Here is a 21,586-nt window from a genome sequence, read left to right on the forward strand (position 1 = left end):
ATTAGCGTAAATAAAATGAATTATGATGTAATCATTTCAGGTGGTGGGTTACTTGGTCTTATTACTGCCATTGGCCTCAGTTGTGACTCTGTGTCTGTAGCTGTGATTGAAAAAAATAGTCTACCACGTGTAGTAGATGATAATCGAGCATTTGCTATTTCTCAAGGCTCGAAAAAAATATTGGAAAAGTTAGGGATTTGGCAGTTTGTGGAAAGTGAAGCTGAGCCAATACTTGATATATGCATATTAGATGCGGTTACTGTGCATTACAATCATAAAATGGTTAGCGAAGAGCCAATGGGTTATGTTATCAACAATGCTACTATATGGAATGCAATCAACAATAATTTTCTAAATAAACTGAATATATACTCTCCACATTCCTATAAAACAATTGCTTGTGATTCAGGATATGTGGAAGTGATTCTTGATAATAACCAGGAATTAATATCATCGCTACTTATCTGCGCTGAAGGCAAAAACTCTAAATTACCAGAGTTATTTTCTATACCGACAGTGAAATTTGACTATAAACAAAGTAGCATAGTATTTAATGTAAAGCATGAACTGCATCACCAAAACTTAGCTGTAGAGCGTTTTTTTCCTGGCGGTCCATTTGCAATTCTACCGATAAAGGATGGCTATACTTCTTCGATAGTTTGGACAGAAAAATCTGGAATTTCAAAAATGCTAATGGATCTGTCTGAAGAAGAATTTATTATAGAGCTTAAAAAAAGATTTGGTTCTTATTTAGGAAAGATAAAACTAGAGGGTGAAAGAAAACTTTATCCTTTAAGTTTTGTTTTCGCAAAAAAGTTATATAAGGGTAGAGTTTTGCTTATCGGCGATGCAGCACATTCAATTCATCCAGTTGCAGGTCAAGGGCTTAATCTTGGAATTAGAGATGTAGAAAGTATTATAAAGCACGTAGTTGCCGCAAAAGCATCTGGTATTGATGTTGGCAGTAGTTATTTATTAAAGAAAATTTCACGTAACAGATACTTTGATAATTTTACAATGGCGCTTGCAACTGATGGATTAAATAGGATGTTTTCCAACAGAATATTCTGCGCTAAAGCACTAAGAAATCTTGGCTTGATTGCAGTTGAAAATTCAAATTTCCTCAAAAAACGCTTCATTCGGCATGCTATGGGATTTATATAAATCACTATTTTATAGTTAATGCAAGTCAGGTTTCCCACGTCATACCGCCGCGGTATCTTGGCCGCTAACACGTAGCGGGATGACGAATGTATCTGTTTAGCAGTTGTGTTAAAAGTCAATAGAAAAATTGATGTAGCTGTGGATAAGTACTTTTATCTGTATAAACGTGCTTATCCACAGCTATACTGGCTCTTAGATAGAAACAGACAGAGAGTTATATTCCTCAGTAAAAACCCTGTCATCTCTGACTAAAGAGTTAGCAAGAATAAGCAATTTCCTCATGGCAGCAGTGGAAGCAATTTTATATGGCTTTTTATATTGACTATATAATCTAGTAAAGAAAGGTTTGATATAGGAATTAGGGGGGGAGGGGGGGATGTATGGTCCCAGAGTGTGATGGTATGATAAAATATGAGAAAACAATACCATCAAAGGAGGAATTATGGGACAAATATTACATGGGTGCGCCAAAACAACAGAGACAATTCGTAGAGCAATACAAAATAGTAAAGAGAGCATAGCAAAACTCTCCAGGTACTATAACCTTAATCCAAAAACTATCATTAAATGGAGAAAACGGTCTTTTGCCAAAGACGCTGATATGGGTCCGAAGCATGCAAGATCAACTGTTTTAACTTTAGAAGAGGAGGCTGTAATTGTTGCATTTCGTAAGCATACTCTATTGCCATTAGATGATTGTCTCTACGCTTTGCAAACCTCAATCCCACACTTGACTCGCTCTAGTCTACATCGTTGCTTACAGAGGCACAGCATTAGCAGACTACCAGATGTTGATGGCGAAGTTAAACCAAAAAAGAAATTCAAACAATATCCTATAGGCTATTTCCATATTGATATTGCAGAAGTCAGAACAGAAGAAGGAAAGTTATATTTGTTTGTTGCAATAGATAGAACATCCAAATTTACGTATGTTGAGTTGCATAAAAGTGCTACAAAACCTATAGCTGCTGAGTTTCTACGTAATTTGATTAAAATTTTACCATATAAAATCCACACTATTTTGACAGATAACAGTGTACAATTTACCAACCAAAAACGCCATAAATACGCTTTTCAACATATATTTGATAGAGCTTGTGAAGAAAATGACATTGAACACCGTCTAACAAAAGTTAGCCATCCTTGGACAAATGGGCAAGTTGAGCGTATGAACAAAACTTTAAAGAATGCCACTGTTAAGAAGTATTACTATCAGTCTCACCAGCAACTCAAAGAGCATCTTTATGACTTTGTTATGGCCTACAATTATGCTAAAAGACTCAAAACTCTTAAGGGTCTTACACCTTTTGAGTTTATATCTTTACAGTGGACAAAATCTCCTGAATTGTTCATACTAAATCCACACCATCACACTCTGGGACCATACACTTCCTGTGTTTCGTAATATTATACAATCAAATTGATAAAAGCTGTATTATCTCCTTGCAGCATTAAGTGTATATTTTTTGCTATTTTTTCCACTAAGGGAGTAACATTATCAAAATTTGAAAATTTTGATAACACATAATCTGCTAAGCTTCTTTGATCTTCAGGTCTACCCACTCCAAATCTCAAGCGCCAATAATCGTTGCCAATAAAACTATCTATGGATTTAAGTCCATTATGTCCAGCAGAGCTACCACCTTTCTTTATTTTTATTCTTCCAAGTTCCAAATCAGCGTCATCGTGTATGACAACGATATTATCTAGCGATAATTTGTAAAAGTTTCGTATTTTTGCAACAGGGATGCCTGAATTATTCATAAATGAATAAGGCTTTATTAACATGATTTTATTATCATTAATTATGCCAGAGGTTATCAGATAATCGGCTTTTTTAGAGAACAACTGAAAACCCCAATATTTGCAGATTGCATCAACGGTGATGAAGCCGATATTATGATGAGTTAACTCATATTGACTACCAGGGTTACCAAGCCCAACTATCAGGTGCACTATTCCTCTGTTTCTGCTTGAGGTTCTTCAACGTCACTATCGGCAGCAGAAATTGTAACAATGGTAAAATTTTCTTCTTCATGGGCTACAAACTTAACACCTTCTGGTAATTTTACATCATTAATATGTATAGACTGGCCAATCATTTTACCGGATAAATCAACTTCAATAACCTGAGGTATTTTATCAGGAGAGCATTTAACAGCAATAGAACGACACAAAACATTAAGCACTCCACCTAACTTGATCCCTGGGGCTTTACTTTCATTCACAAATGATAGAGGTATGTCTATTTTAATTTCACTGCCTTTATCAACAAATTGAAAATCAACATGTTGCACAGTATCCTTTACTACATGCAATTGGATATCGCGAACAAGAGCATATTCCTTTTTGCCCGAAATATTCAGCTCTATCAAATGTGCAGAAAGAGAACCTGATTTATATTGCTTCGTGAATTCCTTTGCAGACAATGTCAAATTTACATTATCATGGCCCTTTCCATATATTATTCCAGGGATGTTTCCTTTCTTCCTTAGAGAATGCACCGCTTTTGTTTTTGTCACGTTACGTAACTCTGCATTAATTGTTACTATTTCCTGTTGCGTCATCGATTACTCCTATTCAGCTAATCCTTTTAATATAATTTAATAATAATATAACATAAAAATATTTATTTCAAACTTCATTCTTTCATACTAATTGTTTGTGAAAGGATTTATTTAGATATATATTTAAACTTATTTAACAAGAACTATGGGCATTGACGATAAAGTAGTTTTTAGGATTTATAAACCAACAAGAACTGCAACACAATCTGGTTTAGGTAATACAAATTTCTGGCACCTAAAAATTGAATCTGGCTCCTACTACATTGAACCTTTGATGGGGTGGGTTGGCTCAAAAGATCCCAAAAAACAGATTGTATTAAAGTTTGATTCTCTTGAAAAAGCAGTATTCTACGCAAAAAAATGCAACGTTAAATACATAATTGAAATGCCAAAAAATGTTAAGAGGCTGCCAAAATCTTACGCAAGCAATTTCATACTAAAGTAAGGTTTATTGTGGTGTGCTTATCTGTAAAAGATAAAGCTTAGTATAACCAATTTAACTCTGGGTTTTAAGTTGTGCTAACACACTGCGGCCATTTAAAGAGTCAAGATTTTTAACCTGGCTAGCCAGTATTAAAGAGTTATTTTTCAGGTATTTCTTTACAAGGCTTGCAAGTCTTTTTGGATTATTCAAATAGCTCCATTCTGCTTGTAAAACTTTTATATCACTTTGCACTAAATTAATTTCACTTTTTATTTTTATTAGCTCTCTATTTAACGACTGAACATGTAATTTTACCTTAAATAATCCTACAATGCTAAGAAAAAACACAGCTATTGAGATGATGCAGAAAGTTCTCACGACAACCTCTGTATAGCTCTTAGTTTTGCTGAGCGTGAACGCGGATTTGCACTTACTTCTTCTATACTTGCTTCGATCACTTTTTTATTTAGCAGAGAGAATGTCTTGCAATCAGTAGCACATAAATCTTTAAAAAAAGTTTTGACTATACGATCTTCTAAGGAATGAAAGGTGACGACAATTAATTTGCCATTCTCACTTAAAATCTCAGATGCAGCTTTAATACCCTTTTCAAGTTCTCCCAGCTCATCGTTTACCCATATTCTGATTGCCTGAAATGTTCTGGTTGCAGGATCAATTTTGCTTTTTCCACGAAATACCACGGAACGTACAATATCCGCAAGCTCAAATGTAGTTTTGATAGTTTTCTTCTTCCGTGCATTTATTATTGCTCTTGCAATTTTGCGAGAATGACGTTCGCCTCCGTAGTTATATATAGTATTTGCGATTTCTTCTTCGCGTAAAGCGTTAACAAACGTTGAAGCGTTTATATAAGAAGAGTTATCCATGCTCATATCGAGTGGACCATCATGTAAAAATGAGAACCCTCTATCTCCGTTATCAAGCTGCATAGATGAAACTCCGATGTCAAAGACCACTCCATCCACCCCGTTTGATGTCATTCCAGCGCGTGACCAGTTATTTTTTCCAGTATCAAGTACTGGGATGACAGGAGATGGCTCAACGCTGCTTAGTATACTTTTAATATTACTAAACTTCTCAATGAATAGTTTTATTCTATCTGGATATCTAACGCTTAAATCATCATAAAACTTAGTTACCGTTTCATCTCTATCAATTGCATATACTTTGCAATCAGCTGACTCCAATATTGCTTTGCTATACCCTCCAGCTCCAAATGTGGCGTCCACGTATATGCCACCATCCTGCGGTGATAGTAGTGATAGCATCTCTTTTAACAAAACTGGAGTGTGTGTCATAGTGCTCCATCAAGAGACTCTGTGCATACAAATAAAAATAGCTTCCCACTAAAACATATGGAAATATACAGGCAATAATATAAAAATACTTGAATATAGTCAATGATATAAAAATATTAAGATTTAATAAGATACCATTATTAGTATAATGTTCAAATTTTTCTATTATATAAAAAAAAGTAATGTATATTACTAAATACTAAACAAACTATAGAAGATTATGCAGCAAATAACAAAAGCAATATTCTCGAGTTTGATTTGTAACACTTTATTGTGGTATGACCACATGCTTTTTGGCCACTTAATAAACATAATAGGTGGTGTGTTTTTTCCATCAGATGATCAACTAACCAGCGTATTGAAAGCTTTTGGAGTGTTTGCAGTGGGTTTCTTAATGAGACCAATCGGCGCTGCTATATTTGGTCACATTGGTGATAAGCATGGCAGAAGAGTTGCCTTATTGCTCTCGATTATATTAATGACTTTATCAACCGTATTAATTGCTTTTGTTCCAGGTTATCAAAGCATTGGAATACTAGCGTCAATGCTGGTAGTGTGTTTAAGATTATTGCAGGGTATATCTCTTGGAGGAGAAGCAGGAAATGCACCATTTTTAATAGAACATGCTCCTAAAAACAAAAAAGGATTTTTTGGCAGCATTGAAGTATTAAGCGCAATTTTTGGTTCAGTATTAAGCCTGATAGCGGTACTCATATGCAAAAAAGTATCTGATTTTGAATCTTGGGGGTGGAGATTACCTTTCATTTTCAGTTTAGCAATGGGATTAATTAGCATATATATGAGATATATACTTGATGAAAGCCCAGAGTATAAAAGACAAAAAAATCCGTCTAAATTGCCACTAAAAGAGTTATTAAACAATTACAAAAAGCCTGTTCTAATATCAATAGGTATTGACTTGGTTGAAAATGCGTCTCTCTATATATATTTGGTATTTTTCAATGTGCTTACGAATAAAATATTAACAGTAAATACTCATTTTAATCATATAGTGGAAATACTGAGTCAAATTGCGCTCGGAGGATTGACAATATTGTTTGCAATACTTTCTGATAAGGTAGGAAGAGAAAAAGTTATGAAATTTGCATTTATAGCTTTTGTAATAGTGAGTTATCCAGTTTTTTCAATGTTATGTAGTAGCAATTACTTGCTGGCACACATTCTTTTTATAATTCCAATAGCTGCATCGCTTGGTCCTGTCAGTGCACTTATGTGCGAATTATTTCCAACAAAGGTTCGGTACAGTGGATTTGGTTTATCAAGAAATATAGCTGCTGGATTTTTTGGCGGCCTTGCACCATTTATATGCACAACAATTATCAAGGTTACAGGACAAGAGACTTCAGCTAGTTTTTACATGATTTTCTGTGCATTAATTGGGCTAGTTGCTATATCGCAAATTAAGGGTGAGCTTTCTTCAAAATTACCCAAAGTAAACCAAGTATAGTTGCAGTATAGCAGAATTTAAAAAAATCTAATTATAAGGCGGGAAGTGCCAATTTTTAGGTGATAATGTGAATATTTCAGCACCATCTTTTGTTACTCCGAGCGTATGTTCAAATTGAGCAGAAAGTGAAAGATCGCGTGTTGTCACTGTCCAATCATCGAGTTTACTGAGCAGAGTCTCATGTTTTCCAGCATTAATCATTGGCTCTATTGTAAAGAACATACCTTCCTTCAAGACGAGATTTTCATCTTGATCATAGAAATGCACTACATTTGGTGGAGCATGAAAGACTTTTCCTATACCATGTCCGCAGTAGCTGCGTACGATAGAATATCCAAAATCTCTAATATATTTCTCTATAGCAAGCCCTATTTCATTTAACTTATTGCCGGGCTTAACTTGTTTGATTGCTTCCATCAATGCATGATAAGTAGCGTCACACAAGCGTTTTGCTTTTATTGATGGCTTGCCAACCCAAAACATGCGACTTGTATCACCATGCCAGCCATTTAAAATCACCGTGACATCAATATTTAAAATATCTCCATCTTTAAGTGGTTTATTATCGGGAACACCATGGCACACAACTGCATTTTTTGAAGTGCAAATCGATTTTGGATACCCCCTATAGTTTAGTGGTGCTGGAATTGCACCTGCATTAATTATAAAATCATGACATAGATCATTTAACTCATTAGTTGTCACCCCTACCTTTACGTACGGTGCAATGAAATCAAGAGTTTCAGCAGCAAGCCTGCCAGCCTTGCGCATAAATTCAAAATCTTCTTGTGAGTGTATAGTTATGTTCATATTTTCCATGTCTTATTGTAATTGGTACGCTTACTCGCAAGTACATAAACATAATAATTTTACATATTATAAAAATAAGTCCTATGGATCCTAGTGTCAAGTCATTTGTATGAAAGGTGGTAAAACAGAAATCTAGACTGTAACTTTTGATTTAACCCAATTATACAATTTACTCATTTTACCATCCTGACCTAAAATACCAGAATTATTTTTATAAAAAGTGTCAACTATTAGCTTTATAGAGCCTATAGCAGCAGAAAATACAGGATTTTTATCATATTCGCCATCAAGACCGCTACAAGACTCAGGGCACCCAATTCGAACTTGCTTATTGAATATATAGCCTGCAATTTCCTTCATGCTTGTGAGTTGACTAGTTCCACCTGTGATCACTACTTTATTAATTGGATCTTTCTGCTCTTGAAATTGCTCTCTTACCATTTCAAGTATTTCTTCAACTCTTGGTCTTATGATGTTAATAAGCTCAGATTTGAATACTTGAGTAGGTTCATCATTTTCGTTGTTTTGCATTGTAATGTACTCATTCTCATCTATTGAAGTTACGATAGTGCTGCCATACAGTATTTTTATATACTCTGCACGTTCTATGCTTGTGCATAGCCCGTAAGCAATATCTCGAGTGATATGAACACCACCAATTGGAACGCTGCTTGCATACACAAGTTTCCCTCTTTTGAAAATTCCAATTGCAGTGCACCCACCGCCTATATCAACAATAGCAGTCCCGAGCTCTTTTTCATCTCCACTCAGACAGGCAAGACCTGCAGAATATGCAGAAGCAATACAACCTGCCATATTTAATCCACCATTATTGGTAATACAGTTTTCAATATTGGTAAGCGCTGGACGCGAAGCAGTGACAACATTAACATCAGCAGATAGTCTTTTTCCGTACAATCCACCAACTTCTTTTATGTCAGTCATGTCATCTAAGTGATATTTTAGTGGTATATTGTGAATGATAACATTGTCTTCAATATATTTCTCAAATGTTTGAAAAACTACACGTCTTATATCACGCTCAGAAATCTCATGGTTAGCTGCAATAATTTCATTATGTACATTGAAAGATGAGATGCCACATCCAGCAATGTTCACATATATCTGATCTATGGTTTCTTCTGATACTTGTTCAGCTAAACCTATAGTTGATGAGATGGAGTAATTTGCGTGTTTTACATTAGTTATTGATCCACCGTTTACACCTTCTGCAATCTTATAACCCGTTCCTGTTACTTTATAGCTGAAGTTGCTATTTATCTTAACGATTAGACAAATAATCTTTGTTGTACCTATGTCTAAAACAGCAAAAACGTTTCTCTTTGGTTTTGCTATTACTGCAGAGTACATTAGTTAACCTTATTACGCAATTTCATTTAAATTGTAGCTTTCTTTAATAATTTATATTTCTATTATAGATATAGCAACATTTTAATATACACTAAATTCTGGACAAAAGGAAAAGCAAAACATAGAATTATGATTTTTATGTCCATATTACCAATTGTAATTGCCCCTGATGAAAGACTAATCACACGTGCCAGTGAAGTAACAGATATAAACGATAAAATTAAAGAATTAGTAAACGACATGTTCGAAACTATGTATGATGCAGAAGGTCTTGGCCTTGCTGCAGTGCAAGTTGGAGTGTTAAAGAGAATTTTTGTTGTGGATGTTCAGCTAGAAACAATTGAAAATGAGCCAGCAGGATATGAATCAATTGGCAAATTTTGCATGATTAATCCAGAAATTACGGAATTATCTGATGAACAAGTGACTCTCAAGGAAGGGTGCCTTTCAATTCCAGAGCAAAGCTATGAAATTAAGCGTCCAAAGTATTTAACTGTGAAATACAGAGACTTAAATAACGAAGAACAGACGCTAAAAGCTAGTGGTTGGCTTGCAAGGTGTATTCAGCATGAATTAGATCACTTAAACGGCATATTATATATTAGACATTTATCTAAATTAAAGTATGATATGGCCATGAAAAAAGCACAAAAGGTTAAAAAGCATTATGAGCAATAAAGACCTAGAATTATTAAAATTTTACCATGAAGTGGGCGTTGATTGCACACTAATGGAGGGTGAAGAGGAAAAAAAGCTGGAGAGCAAGGAGAGTGTACAACCCTCTGTTATCCAAACTGGGACCAAGAAGAAAGATGCAGATATGCGCTGGGATGACACTAAAGATGGAAAAGACATGTTTCCAAGTGACTGGATAATCGAAGCAAGGAAACTTGCAAGCAAATGTAATAGTGTGGATGAACTAAGAAGTGTAGTGAAGTCATTTGAAGGTTGTGAAATAAAAAAAACTGCAACTAATACTGTCTTTTCCGATGGTAATCCAAACGCAAAAGTTATGCTCGTTGGTGAAGCTCCAGGAGCAAATGAAGACCTTCAAGGCATACCATTTTGTGGTGCAAGTGGAATGTTGCTCGATAAAATGTTAAATGCAATCAATCTTGATCGCACTAAGGTATACATAAGCAATACTGTATTTTGGCGTCCACCTGGCAATAGAAAGCCAACCGACCTAGAGCTTGATATGTGCAGACCATTTGTCGAAAAACACGTTGCACTAGTTTCACCACAAATTTTAATTTTGGTCGGGGGAATCGCATGTTATAGCCTTCTTGACAGCACAGAAACTATATCGAATTTGCGTGGCAGATTTCATACGTACACTAACCAATATTTGTCCAATTCAATCACCACAGCCGCTATATTTCATCCAGCTTACCTACTTCGCCAACCGGCACAAAAACGTTTAGCCTGGGAGGACTTGAAGAAGATTAGGGAGTATCTTGATAACACCAATAACTGCACAAATGCCTAATAAAGTGGTAGACCTCTTGCATAGTTTTTTGCAGCATGTTAACAATCGTTAGAAACGAAAAAACTTACTTGACACCCTTCGCCAGCGCCCTTATCATGATAGTGGAGCTATTGTATTTGCTTTCGCCAATCTGCAGATTAAAAGGTAAGGATTACTTAATGTATCGGCGTCTTATGTTCAATTTTTTGCAGTATATAGATACTGTATGTCTTTACAAAACTTCATCTACATCTAGATTTTTATCTAAATAAGCTGAACGCGCTTATAAAGCGTTACAAGACATCAAAAAATGCCAATACTTGACAGAGATAGTAAAAGACTAGCTAACTCGGGGATTCTTTGTCTTTTTTTCTGCTTAGTAAATTTCTTAAACATTTGCAGCGTAAGTTAGTTGCAATTAAAAGCAGCTGAATTTCGCTTGTCAAGCGTTTAAAACATAAAAAACGCCAATATTTTAAAGCGGATGATAACCCCAGGGCTTCTTTTGCCTTTTTTTCCGTTTGGTAAATTTCTTAATGTTTATAGCTAAACGACAATCGTCATCCCGCTGCTTGTTAGCGGGATCTATGCTTTGAGATACCGCGAATAAATCGCGGTATGACGTAGAGCTCGCGTTAGCTATACTTTTATGCTTACCAACTCAGTATCCAATCAAAATCCTGGATTTCAGTGTCAAGCACTGAAATGACACCAAAAGAGCTACTGCTGTTTTGGATGGAAACCAGTGTCAGCTACTTGAATCTGCCACGCAAATTGCCTGCAAATTGCAATGTTCGTACAGCTGTGCGTCATGCGCTGGAATGGCATCAAGGGGTAACTTTTTATTTAAACAATGATTGTAAAATGATTATAATAAGAGATCTATTGAAATTTTAAAGTTATTAAATATTGACGCTATATACTTAAGTGTTAAAATAGAATGAAAAGTTTTTAGGAGTTTATATGGCAGCAGGTGGGAAAGCAAAGACAGCTAGTAAAAATAACCCTACTCAGCGTAAGAAAGCTGAGCAAAAAATGTATAAAGATAAACCGGTAAAACCTGTTAGATATATAGATCGTGATTCGCGCATGAATTATATGTCTGCTCAATATGACAACGGCAATCTGGTTGAAGATGAGGTAAGCGGCAATCCTATAAAGTGGGAAGCTGTATAATAGTTGTGGTTAAAGTTACTATTAATTCTAAGGAATGTGAAGTAGAGCATGGGCTCACTATAATTCAAGCTTGTGAAGTCGTGGGCGTTGAAATTCCACGTTTTTGTTATCATGAGCGTTTAGCAATTGCTGGTAATTGCAGAATGTGTTTGGTTGAAGTGGAGGGTGGACCTCCAAAACCAGTAGCCTCTTGTGCAATGCCAGTTGCAGAAGGGATGGTTATTCACACTGATACCCCTAAGGTTAAAAAAGCACGTGAAGGTGTGCTTGAGTTTTTGCTAATTAACCACCCGCTTGATTGCCCAATTTGCGATCAAGGTGGTGAATGCGATTTGCAAGATATCACGATGGCTTATGGGAAAGGAACCAGCAGACTTGATGAGCATAAGAGGGCTGTGCCAAAAAAACACTTCGGACCACTGATTGAGACTGCGATGAATCGATGCATTCATTGCACTCGGTGTGTTAGATTTTTGTCTGATGTTGCAGGTACAAATGAACTTGGAGGAATCGGAAGGGGAGAAAATGTAGAGATTAGCACTTACATAAAAAGGCATATTAGTTCTGAATTATCTGGAAATATCATAGATCTCTGCCCGGTAGGGGCTTTAACTTCAAAGCCTTACTCCTTTACAGCGCGTCCATGGGAGCTATCACATTGTGAGACTATAGATGTGCTAGATGCTGTGGGCAGCGCAATTAGAGTTGATTATCGTGGCCCGGAGGTTATGAGGATATTACCAAGGCTGAGCGAAGAGGTAAATGAAGAATGGATATCAGATAAAACCCGCTTTGCCTATGATGGACTAAAAGTTCAGCGTCTTGATCGACCTTATATAAAAAAAGATGGTAAATTAGCCCCAGTTGATTGGAATGAAGCATTAACTGTTGCTGCAAAGAAATTAAAGAATACAAAATCAAATAAAATAGCTGCAATTGCAGGTGATTTAGCAGATTGTGAGTCTATGCTTCTACTCAAAGAAGTGATGCAGAAGCTCGGCTCGGGGAATATAGACTGTAGGCAAGATGGTGCAAAGCTTATACCAAGTAATCGTGGATCGTATGTGTTCAATACCACTATTGAAGGTATAGAAAATGCAGATTTATGTCTGCTTATAAATGCAAATCCAAGGATAGAAGCACCGATTATTAACGTAAGATTGAGAAAGAGATATTTACAGGGCAACTTTCCTGTTGCAAGTGTTGGTCCTAACATTGAATATTTGTATCATGTTGAGAAATTGGGCGATAATCCTGATATTTTGAGTGAAATAGCAAATGGAAATCATAAGTTCTGTGAGCTGCTGAGTGCTGCTCAGAGCCCTATGCTGATTATCGGTCAAGATGCATTAGTAAGAGACGATTCTGAATCAGTTCTAGTTCTAGCTGGCAAAATTGCAGAAAAATTTAACATGGTCAGAGATGACTGGAATGGCTTTAATATGCTGCATAAAGCTGCAGCAAGAGTTGGTGGGCTAGATACTGGGTTTGTTCCTAAAAAAGGCGAAAGGGATATTAATCAAATATTGGAACATGCAGAAAGTGGTGAAATAGAAGTGGTTTATCTTCTTGGTGCAGATGAAATTGATACATCAAAATTAGAAAATACATTTGTAATTTATCAAGGTCATCACGGTGATAAGGGTGCACATGTGGCAGATGTTATCTTGCCTGGTGCTGCATATACAGAAAAATATGCAACTTATGTAAACACTGAAGGTCGAGTGCAAAGAACAAATTTAGCTGTATTTCCTCCAGGTGAAGCAAAGGAGGATTGGTTAATTATTAAAAATCTCTCGCAATATTTGGATCTTTGCTTACCATATGATAGTTTATTTGACGTGAGAAAAAAATTAGATACTATCGGTCCACAGTTTAGAAATGCTGATCAAGTGGTAAAAAACACATGGGTACCAATCAGCAGCGGTGAAATAAGCTTAAGTAATACACCTTTTACTTTAAAGGAGTGTAATTTTTATATGACGGATTCAATAAGTCGCGCTTCAAAAATAATGGCAGATTGTACTAAAGCTTTTTATGAACACGCTAGTTAATATTTTATTTATTTTAGTACCGCTACTACTTTCAGTTGCATATTTGACATACTTTGAGCGTAAGGTCCTTGCTGCAATTCAACTGAGGCACGGCCCAAGTGTAGTTGGACCTTTTGGGCTATTGCAGCCATTTGCAGATGCTATTAAGCTCCTGATTAAGGAGCCGATAATACCATTTAGAGCGAGCACCATACTGTTCATTATGGCTCCAATGCTTACCTTTATCTTGGCATTAATTGCCTGGGCAGTTATACCGTTTGGTGCTGAAGTAATTGTAAAAAATGGCCAGCAAGTAGTGATTCCTAAGGTTATAGCAAATATTAATGTTGGAGTGCTTTATGTGCTAGCTATATCGTCGCTGGGAGTATACGGCGTAATTATTGCAGGCTGGTCAAGCAATTCTAATTATGCATTTCTTGGCGCTATACGGTCGGCTGCTCAGATGATTTCATATGAAGTTTCAATAGGCTTAATAGTTGCTACAGTCGTTATTACCACTGGAACATTGAATCTTGGAGAAATGGTAGTGGCAAAACATAATATGCCATTTTGGGTTGATTTACTACTAATGCCTATAGGAATAATATTTTTTATTTCTTTGCTTGCAGAAACTAATCGTCACCCATTTGATTTACCAGAAGCTGAAGCAGAGCTTGTCTCTGGATATAACGTTGAATATTCATCCATGCCTTTTGCCCTCTTTTTTCTTGGAGAATATGCAAATATGATTTTAGCAAGTGCTATGATGACAATATTCTTTCTGGGGGGATGGTATCCTCCGTTAGAGCTTGGTTTGCTTTATAAAATTCCAGGTTTGATTTGGTTCGTTTTGAAGATAGTTATATTTTTATTCGTATTTATTTGGATTAGAGCAACAATACCTCGTTATCGATATGATCAGCTAATGCGCCTTGGTTGGAAAGTATTTTTACCAATATCAGTGTTTTGGGTGATACTCATTTCAGGGGTGTTGCTCTTTACTGGGAATTTGCCTGGATCCAATGTTTAATTTCCCAAATACAAGATTAAGACGCAGGCGCTCGAGCAAATGGGTTCGCAATTTAACAAGTGAAAATAGTTTATCAGTAAATGATCTGGTTCTTCCTCTGTTTGTTCATGACGGAGAAGAAACAACTGAACCAATTTCTGGCTTACCAGGCGTAAAGTGTTATTCAATAGATGGATTAGTGTCTATAGTTAAGGAAGCTAAAGATTTAGGGATTAATGCTGTTGCAATTTTTCCTGTAGTTGATAGTAAACTAAAATCTGAAAACGCTGAGGAAGCATATAATTCTGACAACTTAATCTGCAGAGCAATTTGTGCTGTAAAATTAAAGGTACCTGAAATTGGTATTATTGCAGACGTTGCATTGGATCCATACACTATTCACGGCCATGACGGCATTTTAAAAGATAATCAGATGGATGTAGAAAACGATGAAACTATATCAGTGCTGTGTAAGCAAGCGTTTGCTTTAGCGAAAGCAGGATGTGATATAGTTGCTCCTTCTGATATGATGGATGGTAGAATAGGAAGAATCAGAAAATCATTAGATGATAACAACTTTCAAGACGTATTAATATTATCTTATGCAGTGAAATACTGCTCTAGCTTCTATGCTCCATTCAGGCAAGTCGTTGGTTCATGTGGGCTATCACATTCTATAGACAAAAGTGGTTATCAAATGGATTATAAAAATGCGCGCGAAGCAATGTGCGAAATTGAAATGGATATAAATGAAGGTGCAGATTTTATTATGGTTAAACCGGGTATGCCATATTTCGATATTATCAAAACAGCAAGTGATAAGTTTAATTTTCCGATTTTTGCTTACCAAGTAAGCGGTGAGTACGCAATGATAAAAGCTGCTGCAAATAATGGCTGGCTAGATTATGACAAGGTGATTTATGAATCTTTGATTGGTTTCAAACGTGCGGGTGCAAGTGCAATATTCACTTACGCTGCACTTGATATTGCAAAAAATTTAAGTGCATAAGCCCTATAAAATTATTAAATTTTTGGCGCACGTTCTTCTACTGTTGCTGCATATTACTTAAAGTTTTCCAATACGTGTTTTAAGTTGTTGATAAGTCCGTTACAATACAGTATTATAAATAATATAAACCAAGTGTTACTTAGAACATGGGGATTTTTTTTAAATTTTTGGGAAAGATGCTAGGTAAGGTTTTTCCTGCCAAAACAGTAAGCTCTCTTTTAGGAATAGGATATTTACCAAGTTGGCAGAACTATTGGTCTTCTTTTTTAATATTATTTATTGTCGATGTTATATTAATTCTTACATATGGAGGCGAATACTTACTATATAAAATGCCAGACTCAGGAATAGTTGTAGCTGCTGTTTTTACAAAATTGGCAATAGTTATGTTAGTAATGCAATTAATTGGAATATTTATTTTTCATGCTCAAGACCCTTCAGCAAACAGTGGTGAAGAAATAGTAATACAAATAGCGTCAGGGCAAGTACTGACTGTAGCACTTTCAATGCCAGCAATAATGTCAATTTATTATGCTGTAAGTAAACTCTATGGGAATATATGTAAGCAGATGTTTCAATGCCCATTTTGGTTTAATGATTTTATGCACTTTTTCTTTTTTCTTATGATACCTTACGTATTTTTTAATGTCGTAGAAGTGATAAAACCATGGCCAATAAGTTCAATACAGCTCAGCTATAATAATGCAATGTCAATTACATTTGAGGGGATTTTTCACACATTTTATGCGGTGATTTTACTGTATTTAACAGCATTTATATTCTGCGATTTAACTATGCGTGATGCAATTGTCCTAAATAAAAGCATAATTCAGTATGTGAGGGAAAGTTCAGCAGTTTTAGGTGATTATTTACATAGTGCTGCAAAAAAAATAAATATTGAATAGTACTTATTTATTTATATATTTAGTATAAAAAGTGTACAATTTGTGTGAACTTACAAAGTATAATAAAAGAGTTACAAGATTTTTGGGCTGGTGAAGGGTGCGTTATACTTCACCCATACACATCTGAAGTTGGTGCTGGTACATTACATCCTGCAACAATTATGTCTGCAATTGATACAAAACCGACAAAAATTGCATATCTACAACCAGTAATTAGGCCATCAGATGGGCGCTATAGTGATAATCCTAATCGCTTGTATCAACATCACCAATATCAAGTTATAATAAAGCCATCTGGTAATAATTTACAAGACGTCTATTTAGATAGCTTAAAAGCTCTTGGCATATCTACAGAAAAATATGATATTAAGTTTGTTGAAGATGATTGGGAAAACCCAAGTGTTGGTGCATCAGGACTTGGATGGGAAGTTACATGCAATGGAATGGAAGTAACACAGCTTACTTATATACAGCAAGTTGGAGGGATTGACTGCAAGATGATTCCTGGTGAGGTGGCATATGGGTTGGAACGTTTAGCAATGTGCATACAAGGTGTAGATAATGTTTACGATATAATTTGGAACGATAACGGTGTAACTTACGGAGATATTTTTAAACAAAGAGAATATGAATTTTCTTATCTAGCGTTAGATTATTATGATACTAAAGTGGTACAGCAGCAATTCGAAGATACGGAAAAATTGTGTAAGTTCCTTATTGAAAAGGAGCTACCAATGGCAGCTTATGACCAATGTATTAAAACTAGTCACCTACTTAATCTGCTTGATGCAAGAGGTGTGCTTGGTGTGAATGAACGTACAGCTTATATTGGTAAAGTTAGAGAGCTAACAAAAAAATGTTGTGAATTGTACATGAGTAAATAGCGTATGTCGTTGCAGTTGTTATTTGAGTGCCTTTCAGAAGAAATACCACCGAGAATGCAGAATTCAGCTACAGTTCAAGTTAAGAGCTGTATTGCCAATGTTTTTAACAAAAATAATGTAAAATTTACATCAATGGAGGTTTTTATAACGGCACGTCGCATTACCCTATTTGTCGACAACATAAATGCTTTGGAGCTAAAGGATTCCAATAACGAAGTTAAGGGACCAAACATTAACGCACCAAAAAGTGCTATCGAAGGTTTTTTAAGAAAATATCAGAAAAATGAAGAAGATTTGCTCGTTCGAAAAGTAAATAATGAGGATTTTTACTTCATTAAAAGAGAAAGCTGCTCATTTAACATTCAAGAGTTTCTTAAAAATCAACTAGGAGAAATATTAAAAAATTTCTCTTGGCCAAAAAGTATGAGATGGGGCAAAGGAAAAGAAAGGTGGGTTAGGCCAATTAAAAACATTTTATGCATTTTAAATGATGAAATAATACCTGTATCTTTTGCAGGGATTACAGCATCTAACACAACATATGGCCATCGATTTCTCTCAAGTGGTACGGCGCTTACTGTTAAAACACCTAAAGACTATTTTGAATTGCTAGAAAAAAACAGTGTAATTCTCCAAATGGACAAAAGAAAGCAATTTATACTAGATCAGATTAATAAATTCACAAAAGAGCAGAATTTACAACTTGAGAAAAATGATTATTTACTAAATGAATTGACAGGGCTTATAGAGTGGCCAATCGTACTGTTTGGTGAAGTGAATCAAGAAAAGTCATTTGGATTACCGAAGGAAGTAATACTTAGTATAGTTAATACACAACAAAAATACCTTGCTTTAAGTAATGGAAAGAGAATTTCACACTTTGTCACTGTTGTCAACGTCAACAATGGTGAAGTTGTTAAAGGACACGAAAGAATATTAGAAGCACGTCTTGCTGATGCCCAATTTTTAATATCTCAAGATAAAAAGGAAAATCTAGATTATTATGTCAAAAGATTAGGTTCAATATTATTTCATGCTTCACTTGGCAGCGTGGGGGAAAAGGTGAAGCGTATTACGGCTTTGTCAAAGTATATAGCTATATTTATTCCACATGCTTCGCTGATAAAAGTTGAACGTGCTGCATATTTGGCAAAAGCTGATTTGGCAACATCGATAGTAAGAGAGTTTCCAGAATTACAAGGAGTAATGGGTGGATATTATGCTTCTTATTTTCAAGAAGATAGAGAAATAGTGGAAGCTATAACTGAGCATTATAAGCCAATCGGGCCAGAGCAGGAGTGTCCTAAATCTCCTTCTGCAATTGCTGTGTCAATTGCAGACAAAGTGGATAGCTTAGTTGGTTTAATTGCAGCAGGTGAGAAAATCTCTGGTTCGTATGATCAATTTGGTTTGCGGAGAATGACAATTGGTATAATTAGGACAATACTTGAAAATAATTTGCATGTTCCAATTAGGCTAATGATAGACAAGTCAGTATCTTTATATTCAAGGCTTCTATTTAATAAAAATACAGCGTCAGTTGATAAGCCGAATAGAAAACAAATTTCAGAACTAGTATTTAGATTTTGCTTAGAAAGATTCAAGGTTATTTTAAAAAATAGAGATATAAGGCAAGATGTTGTAGATTCAATACTATATAAAATCGATATTAATGATCTGCTGACAGCAGAAAAGCAAACTGTTATATTGGATCGTTATCTTAGTACTCCAGAAGGTGAACAAATTCTAAGCACTTACAAAAGAGTCAGTAACATGATGAGCAAAGCAAGGAAAAGTGATGGCACTACTTATAGTGCATCTTACGGTAAGAGGTTTTTGATTGAAAGTGAAGAAATTGCGCTATCAAATTGTGCTATAACTGCTTGTAAAAACATAAAACAAGCGATAAAAAATAACCACTTTAATGTAGCACTTGATGAACTTGCTGGTTTTGCTCCGTTTATCAATCAGTTTATGGACAGTATAAAGATTAACTGTGATTCTGATAAGCTGAGAAGAAACAGATTATCTTTGCTTGAAAATGTAGTTTCCATCTTTCATTTAGTAGCAGATTTTAACCTCATACAGGTTAAGCAATGGATAAATGCTCAGGCAATATAAAGAACAAATCAAATCATCTCCACAGTCCTGTGGCGTGTATAAGATGGTCGGAGATAAGAATAAAGTTTTATATGTTGGAAAAGCAAAAAACTTAAAGTCGAGATTATCCGACTACCTTCAATTCGAAAACCTTTCTGAACGAATTAGAGTTATGCTCTTACAGGTTATTAAGGTTGAAATATTCATCACTGAGAATGAAATCGAAGCACTGCTTCTTGAAGCACAGCTAATAAAATCATTGAAACCACTTTATAATATTGTGCTCAAGGATGGAAAATTTTATCCTTATATAACAATTTCCAAGCACGATTATCCAAGAATAGCAAAATATAGAGGCAAATTTAAGAAAAATGAGTTTCATTATTATGGTCCCTTTACATCTGCCGCTGCTGTTAAGCAAACTATATTGTCATTGCAAAAAGCTTTTCTCCTAAGAGTATGTTCAGATCAATACTTTTCCTCAACAAAAAGACCATGTATTGAATATCAAATTAAGCGCTGCTCAGCACCATGCATAAACAAAATCACAAAAGACGACTACTGCCAATCAGTAAAACAGGCACGAAATACATTGCTTGGAAGAAATAAGGAAGTGAAAGAACAGTTACTTTTCACAATGAGAAAGTGCAGCAGTGAAGAAAACTATGAGCTTGCTGCTATATATAGAGATCGGGTAAAGTTTCTTGAGCAAATTCAAATACAGCACACGGATTTTTCTTTTGAAAAAGATGCAGATTTCTTCAGTATTGTACGTGAAGAGGATCTAGCATGTATTAGTGTGTTATCGTTCAGAAATAAAGACAACTACGGCAGCACTCCTTACTTTGCCGAGAACAGTGGTGATCACTCAAATGATGAAATTTTATCCACCTTTTTGGTCAATTTTTATAATTCAGCTAACATACCTCCAATACAAATTTACGTTCCAGATTCTATTGTGGATAAGGAAATTATAGAACAAGCACTATATAAGGTTGCTCAAAAGCCAGTAAAAGTTCTGCATGCAAAGAATAAAAAAGAGCGTGATTTATTGAAATTTGTTTATGATAACTCTCAGCATAGCTTAGAGCAGAAGCTTATCGATTATAGGAATAACCTAGAAAAGCTTGAGGAGCTTAGCAAAATCTTCTTGTTACCAAATATTCCAAAGCGTATTGAGGTTTATGACAATAGCCATATATTTGGAAACCAACAAATTGGTGTAATGGTTGTTGCAGGGCAGGAGGGTTTTTTAAAAAGTGAGTACAGAAAATTTACTATAAAGGAAAAATTTTCAGGCGATGACTATAAAATGATGAGGGAAGTGCTAACCAGACGTTTCTCCGGCAATATAAAAGGCATAATACCTGATTTTTTACTGATTGATGGTGGACCAGGACATGTTTCCATAGTACAGAATGTACTGGAAGTATTGAATATAAACGTTCCTTTTGCTTGTATGGCAAAAGGTCCTGATCGTAACGCAGGAAATGAAAGATTTTATATGCTGGGCAGGGAAGAATTCAGTCTGGCAAATGACAGCAAAGTCATGCTTTACTTACAATCGCTGCGTAATGAAGCCCACCGTTTTGCGATAACTTCACATAGAAAAAAACGCGATAAACAGTTTATAGTTTCACAATTAAGCAAAATACCCGGCATTGGCAACAAAAGAAAAAAAGCGTTGATGTCTTATTTTGGTTCAGTGAAAAATATAAGCAAAGCTTCTCTGGCTGAAATTCAAAACGTACCTGGAATTAGTAAAGGTTTAGCAGAAGTCATTCTTAAATACGTGAATTATAAGAGAGGAGTACTGGAATGACACAAAACCCGTTTTATTATTAGGGAATTTATATCTTAAAACCGCAAAAAAAGGTGT

At 35.4% G+C, this 21,586-nt stretch carries 21 protein-coding genes; 15 read left to right on the forward strand and 6 right to left on the reverse strand.

The window, feature by feature from the left end:
- The first annotated feature begins 15 nt into the window (after positions 1-15).
- Complete coding sequence (ubiH, locus tag ABWU47_RS02800; protein WP_077188488.1) at positions 16-1,164, forward strand: 2-octaprenyl-6-methoxyphenyl hydroxylase; 1,149 nt, start codon at positions 16-18, stop codon at positions 1,162-1,164.
- 442 nt (positions 1,165-1,606) lie between these two features.
- Positions 1,607-2,569: an IS481-like element ISWpi4 family transposase gene (locus tag ABWU47_RS02805; RefSeq protein WP_006279689.1), complete on the forward strand. Its 963-nt coding sequence runs from the start codon at positions 1,607-1,609 to the stop codon at positions 2,567-2,569.
- A gap of 2 nt (positions 2,570-2,571) precedes the next feature.
- On the opposite strand, the gene pth is transcribed toward ABWU47_RS02805, so the two are convergent.
- Positions 2,572-3,120: an aminoacyl-tRNA hydrolase gene (pth, locus tag ABWU47_RS02810; RefSeq protein WP_006279688.1), complete on the reverse strand. Its 549-nt coding sequence runs from the start codon at positions 3,118-3,120 to the stop codon at positions 2,572-2,574.
- Positions 3,120-3,731: a 50S ribosomal protein L25/general stress protein Ctc gene (locus ABWU47_RS02815; RefSeq protein ID WP_006279687.1), complete on the reverse strand. Its 612-nt coding sequence runs from the start codon at positions 3,729-3,731 to the stop codon at positions 3,120-3,122. The genes pth and ABWU47_RS02815 overlap by 1 nt, the downstream gene beginning before the upstream one ends.
- Before the next feature lie 145 nt (positions 3,732-3,876).
- Here ABWU47_RS02815 and ABWU47_RS02820 point away from each other — a divergent pair, with 145 nt between their 5' ends.
- Positions 3,877-4,176, forward strand: a complete 300-nt coding sequence (locus ABWU47_RS02820) for an NADH dehydrogenase ubiquinone Fe-S protein 4 (protein WP_006279686.1) — start codon at positions 3,877-3,879, stop codon at positions 4,174-4,176.
- Positions 4,177-4,227: 51 nt separating this feature from the next.
- Here ABWU47_RS02820 and ABWU47_RS02825 read toward each other — a convergent pair whose 3' ends face one another.
- Complete coding sequence (locus ABWU47_RS02825) at positions 4,228-4,533, reverse strand: hypothetical protein (protein ID WP_006279685.1); 306 nt, start codon at positions 4,531-4,533, stop codon at positions 4,228-4,230.
- Positions 4,530-5,474, reverse strand: a complete 945-nt coding sequence (gene rsmH, locus ABWU47_RS02830) for a 16S rRNA (cytosine(1402)-N(4))-methyltransferase RsmH (protein ID WP_006279684.1) — start codon at positions 5,472-5,474, stop codon at positions 4,530-4,532. The genes ABWU47_RS02825 and rsmH overlap by 4 nt, the downstream gene beginning before the upstream one ends.
- A gap of 220 nt (positions 5,475-5,694) precedes the next feature.
- On the opposite strand from rsmH, the gene ABWU47_RS02835 reads away from it, so the two are divergent.
- Positions 5,695-6,942 (forward strand): MFS transporter, encoded by a 1,248-nt coding sequence (locus ABWU47_RS02835; protein ID WP_353285751.1) that lies wholly within the window; start codon positions 5,695-5,697, stop codon positions 6,940-6,942.
- A 27-nt stretch (positions 6,943-6,969) separates the two neighbouring features.
- Here the strand turns inward: ABWU47_RS02835 and map are convergent, their stop codons facing one another.
- Together map and ftsA are read right to left on the reverse strand one after the other, a co-directional pair.
- The gene (map, locus tag ABWU47_RS02840; protein ID WP_006279681.1) at positions 6,970-7,752 is read right to left on the reverse strand and encodes a type I methionyl aminopeptidase; all 783 of its coding nucleotides are present in this window, start codon (positions 7,750-7,752) and stop codon (positions 6,970-6,972) included.
- A 132-nt stretch (positions 7,753-7,884) separates the two neighbouring features.
- On the reverse strand, positions 7,885-9,123 hold the full coding sequence (ftsA, locus tag ABWU47_RS02845; protein WP_006279680.1) for a cell division protein FtsA: 1,239 nt from the start codon (positions 9,121-9,123) through the stop codon (positions 7,885-7,887).
- A 138-nt stretch (positions 9,124-9,261) separates the two neighbouring features.
- Here ftsA and def point away from each other — a divergent pair, with 138 nt between their 5' ends.
- From def to uvrC, 11 genes are all read left to right on the forward strand, one after another.
- On the forward strand, positions 9,262-9,801 hold the full coding sequence (gene def, locus ABWU47_RS02850; protein ID WP_006279678.1) for a peptide deformylase: 540 nt from the start codon (positions 9,262-9,264) through the stop codon (positions 9,799-9,801).
- On the forward strand, positions 9,791-10,612 hold the full coding sequence (locus ABWU47_RS02855) for a uracil-DNA glycosylase family protein (RefSeq protein ID WP_077188492.1): 822 nt from the start codon (positions 9,791-9,793) through the stop codon (positions 10,610-10,612). Before def ends, ABWU47_RS02855 begins: the two co-directional genes overlap by 11 nt.
- A 669-nt stretch (positions 10,613-11,281) precedes the next feature.
- Complete coding sequence (locus ABWU47_RS02860; RefSeq protein ID WP_049973611.1) at positions 11,282-11,488, forward strand: hypothetical protein; 207 nt, start codon at positions 11,282-11,284, stop codon at positions 11,486-11,488.
- A 66-nt stretch (positions 11,489-11,554) separates the two neighbouring features.
- Positions 11,555-11,767, forward strand: coding sequence for a hypothetical protein (locus ABWU47_RS02865; protein WP_006279675.1), 213 nt, complete (start codon positions 11,555-11,557; stop codon positions 11,765-11,767).
- Positions 11,752-13,821, forward strand: a complete 2,070-nt coding sequence (gene nuoG, locus ABWU47_RS02870) for an NADH-quinone oxidoreductase subunit NuoG (RefSeq protein ID WP_353285752.1) — start codon at positions 11,752-11,754, stop codon at positions 13,819-13,821. The genes ABWU47_RS02865 and nuoG overlap by 16 nt, the downstream gene beginning before the upstream one ends.
- Entirely contained in the window at positions 13,805-14,830 is a 1,026-nt protein-coding gene (nuoH, locus tag ABWU47_RS02875; protein ID WP_006279673.1) for an NADH-quinone oxidoreductase subunit NuoH, read from the forward strand. Before nuoG ends, nuoH begins: the two co-directional genes overlap by 17 nt.
- Positions 14,823-15,818 (forward strand): porphobilinogen synthase, encoded by a 996-nt coding sequence (gene hemB, locus ABWU47_RS02880; RefSeq protein WP_006279671.1) that lies wholly within the window; start codon positions 14,823-14,825, stop codon positions 15,816-15,818. The genes nuoH and hemB overlap by 8 nt, the downstream gene beginning before the upstream one ends.
- Before the next feature lie 146 nt (positions 15,819-15,964).
- The gene (locus ABWU47_RS02885; protein ID WP_006279670.1) at positions 15,965-16,723 is read left to right on the forward strand and encodes a hypothetical protein; all 759 of its coding nucleotides are present in this window, start codon (positions 15,965-15,967) and stop codon (positions 16,721-16,723) included.
- A 44-nt stretch (positions 16,724-16,767) separates the two neighbouring features.
- Positions 16,768-17,607, forward strand: a complete 840-nt coding sequence (locus tag ABWU47_RS02890; protein ID WP_077188493.1) for a glycine--tRNA ligase subunit alpha — start codon at positions 16,768-16,770, stop codon at positions 17,605-17,607.
- Between the two features lie 3 nt (positions 17,608-17,610).
- Positions 17,611-19,728: a glycine--tRNA ligase subunit beta gene (glyS, locus tag ABWU47_RS02895; protein ID WP_077188494.1), complete on the forward strand. Its 2,118-nt coding sequence runs from the start codon at positions 17,611-17,613 to the stop codon at positions 19,726-19,728.
- Complete coding sequence (gene uvrC / locus ABWU47_RS02900; RefSeq protein WP_077188495.1) at positions 19,712-21,529, forward strand: excinuclease ABC subunit UvrC; 1,818 nt, start codon at positions 19,712-19,714, stop codon at positions 21,527-21,529. Before glyS ends, uvrC begins: the two co-directional genes overlap by 17 nt.
- Positions 21,530-21,586: the final 57 nt, after the last annotated feature.

Origin of the sequence: Wolbachia endosymbiont (group A) of Gastracanthus pulcherrimus (genome assembly GCF_964028265.1) — a bacterium.
In the GTDB taxonomy this organism is placed as follows: Bacteria; Pseudomonadota; Alphaproteobacteria; order Rickettsiales; family Anaplasmataceae; genus Wolbachia; species Wolbachia pipientis.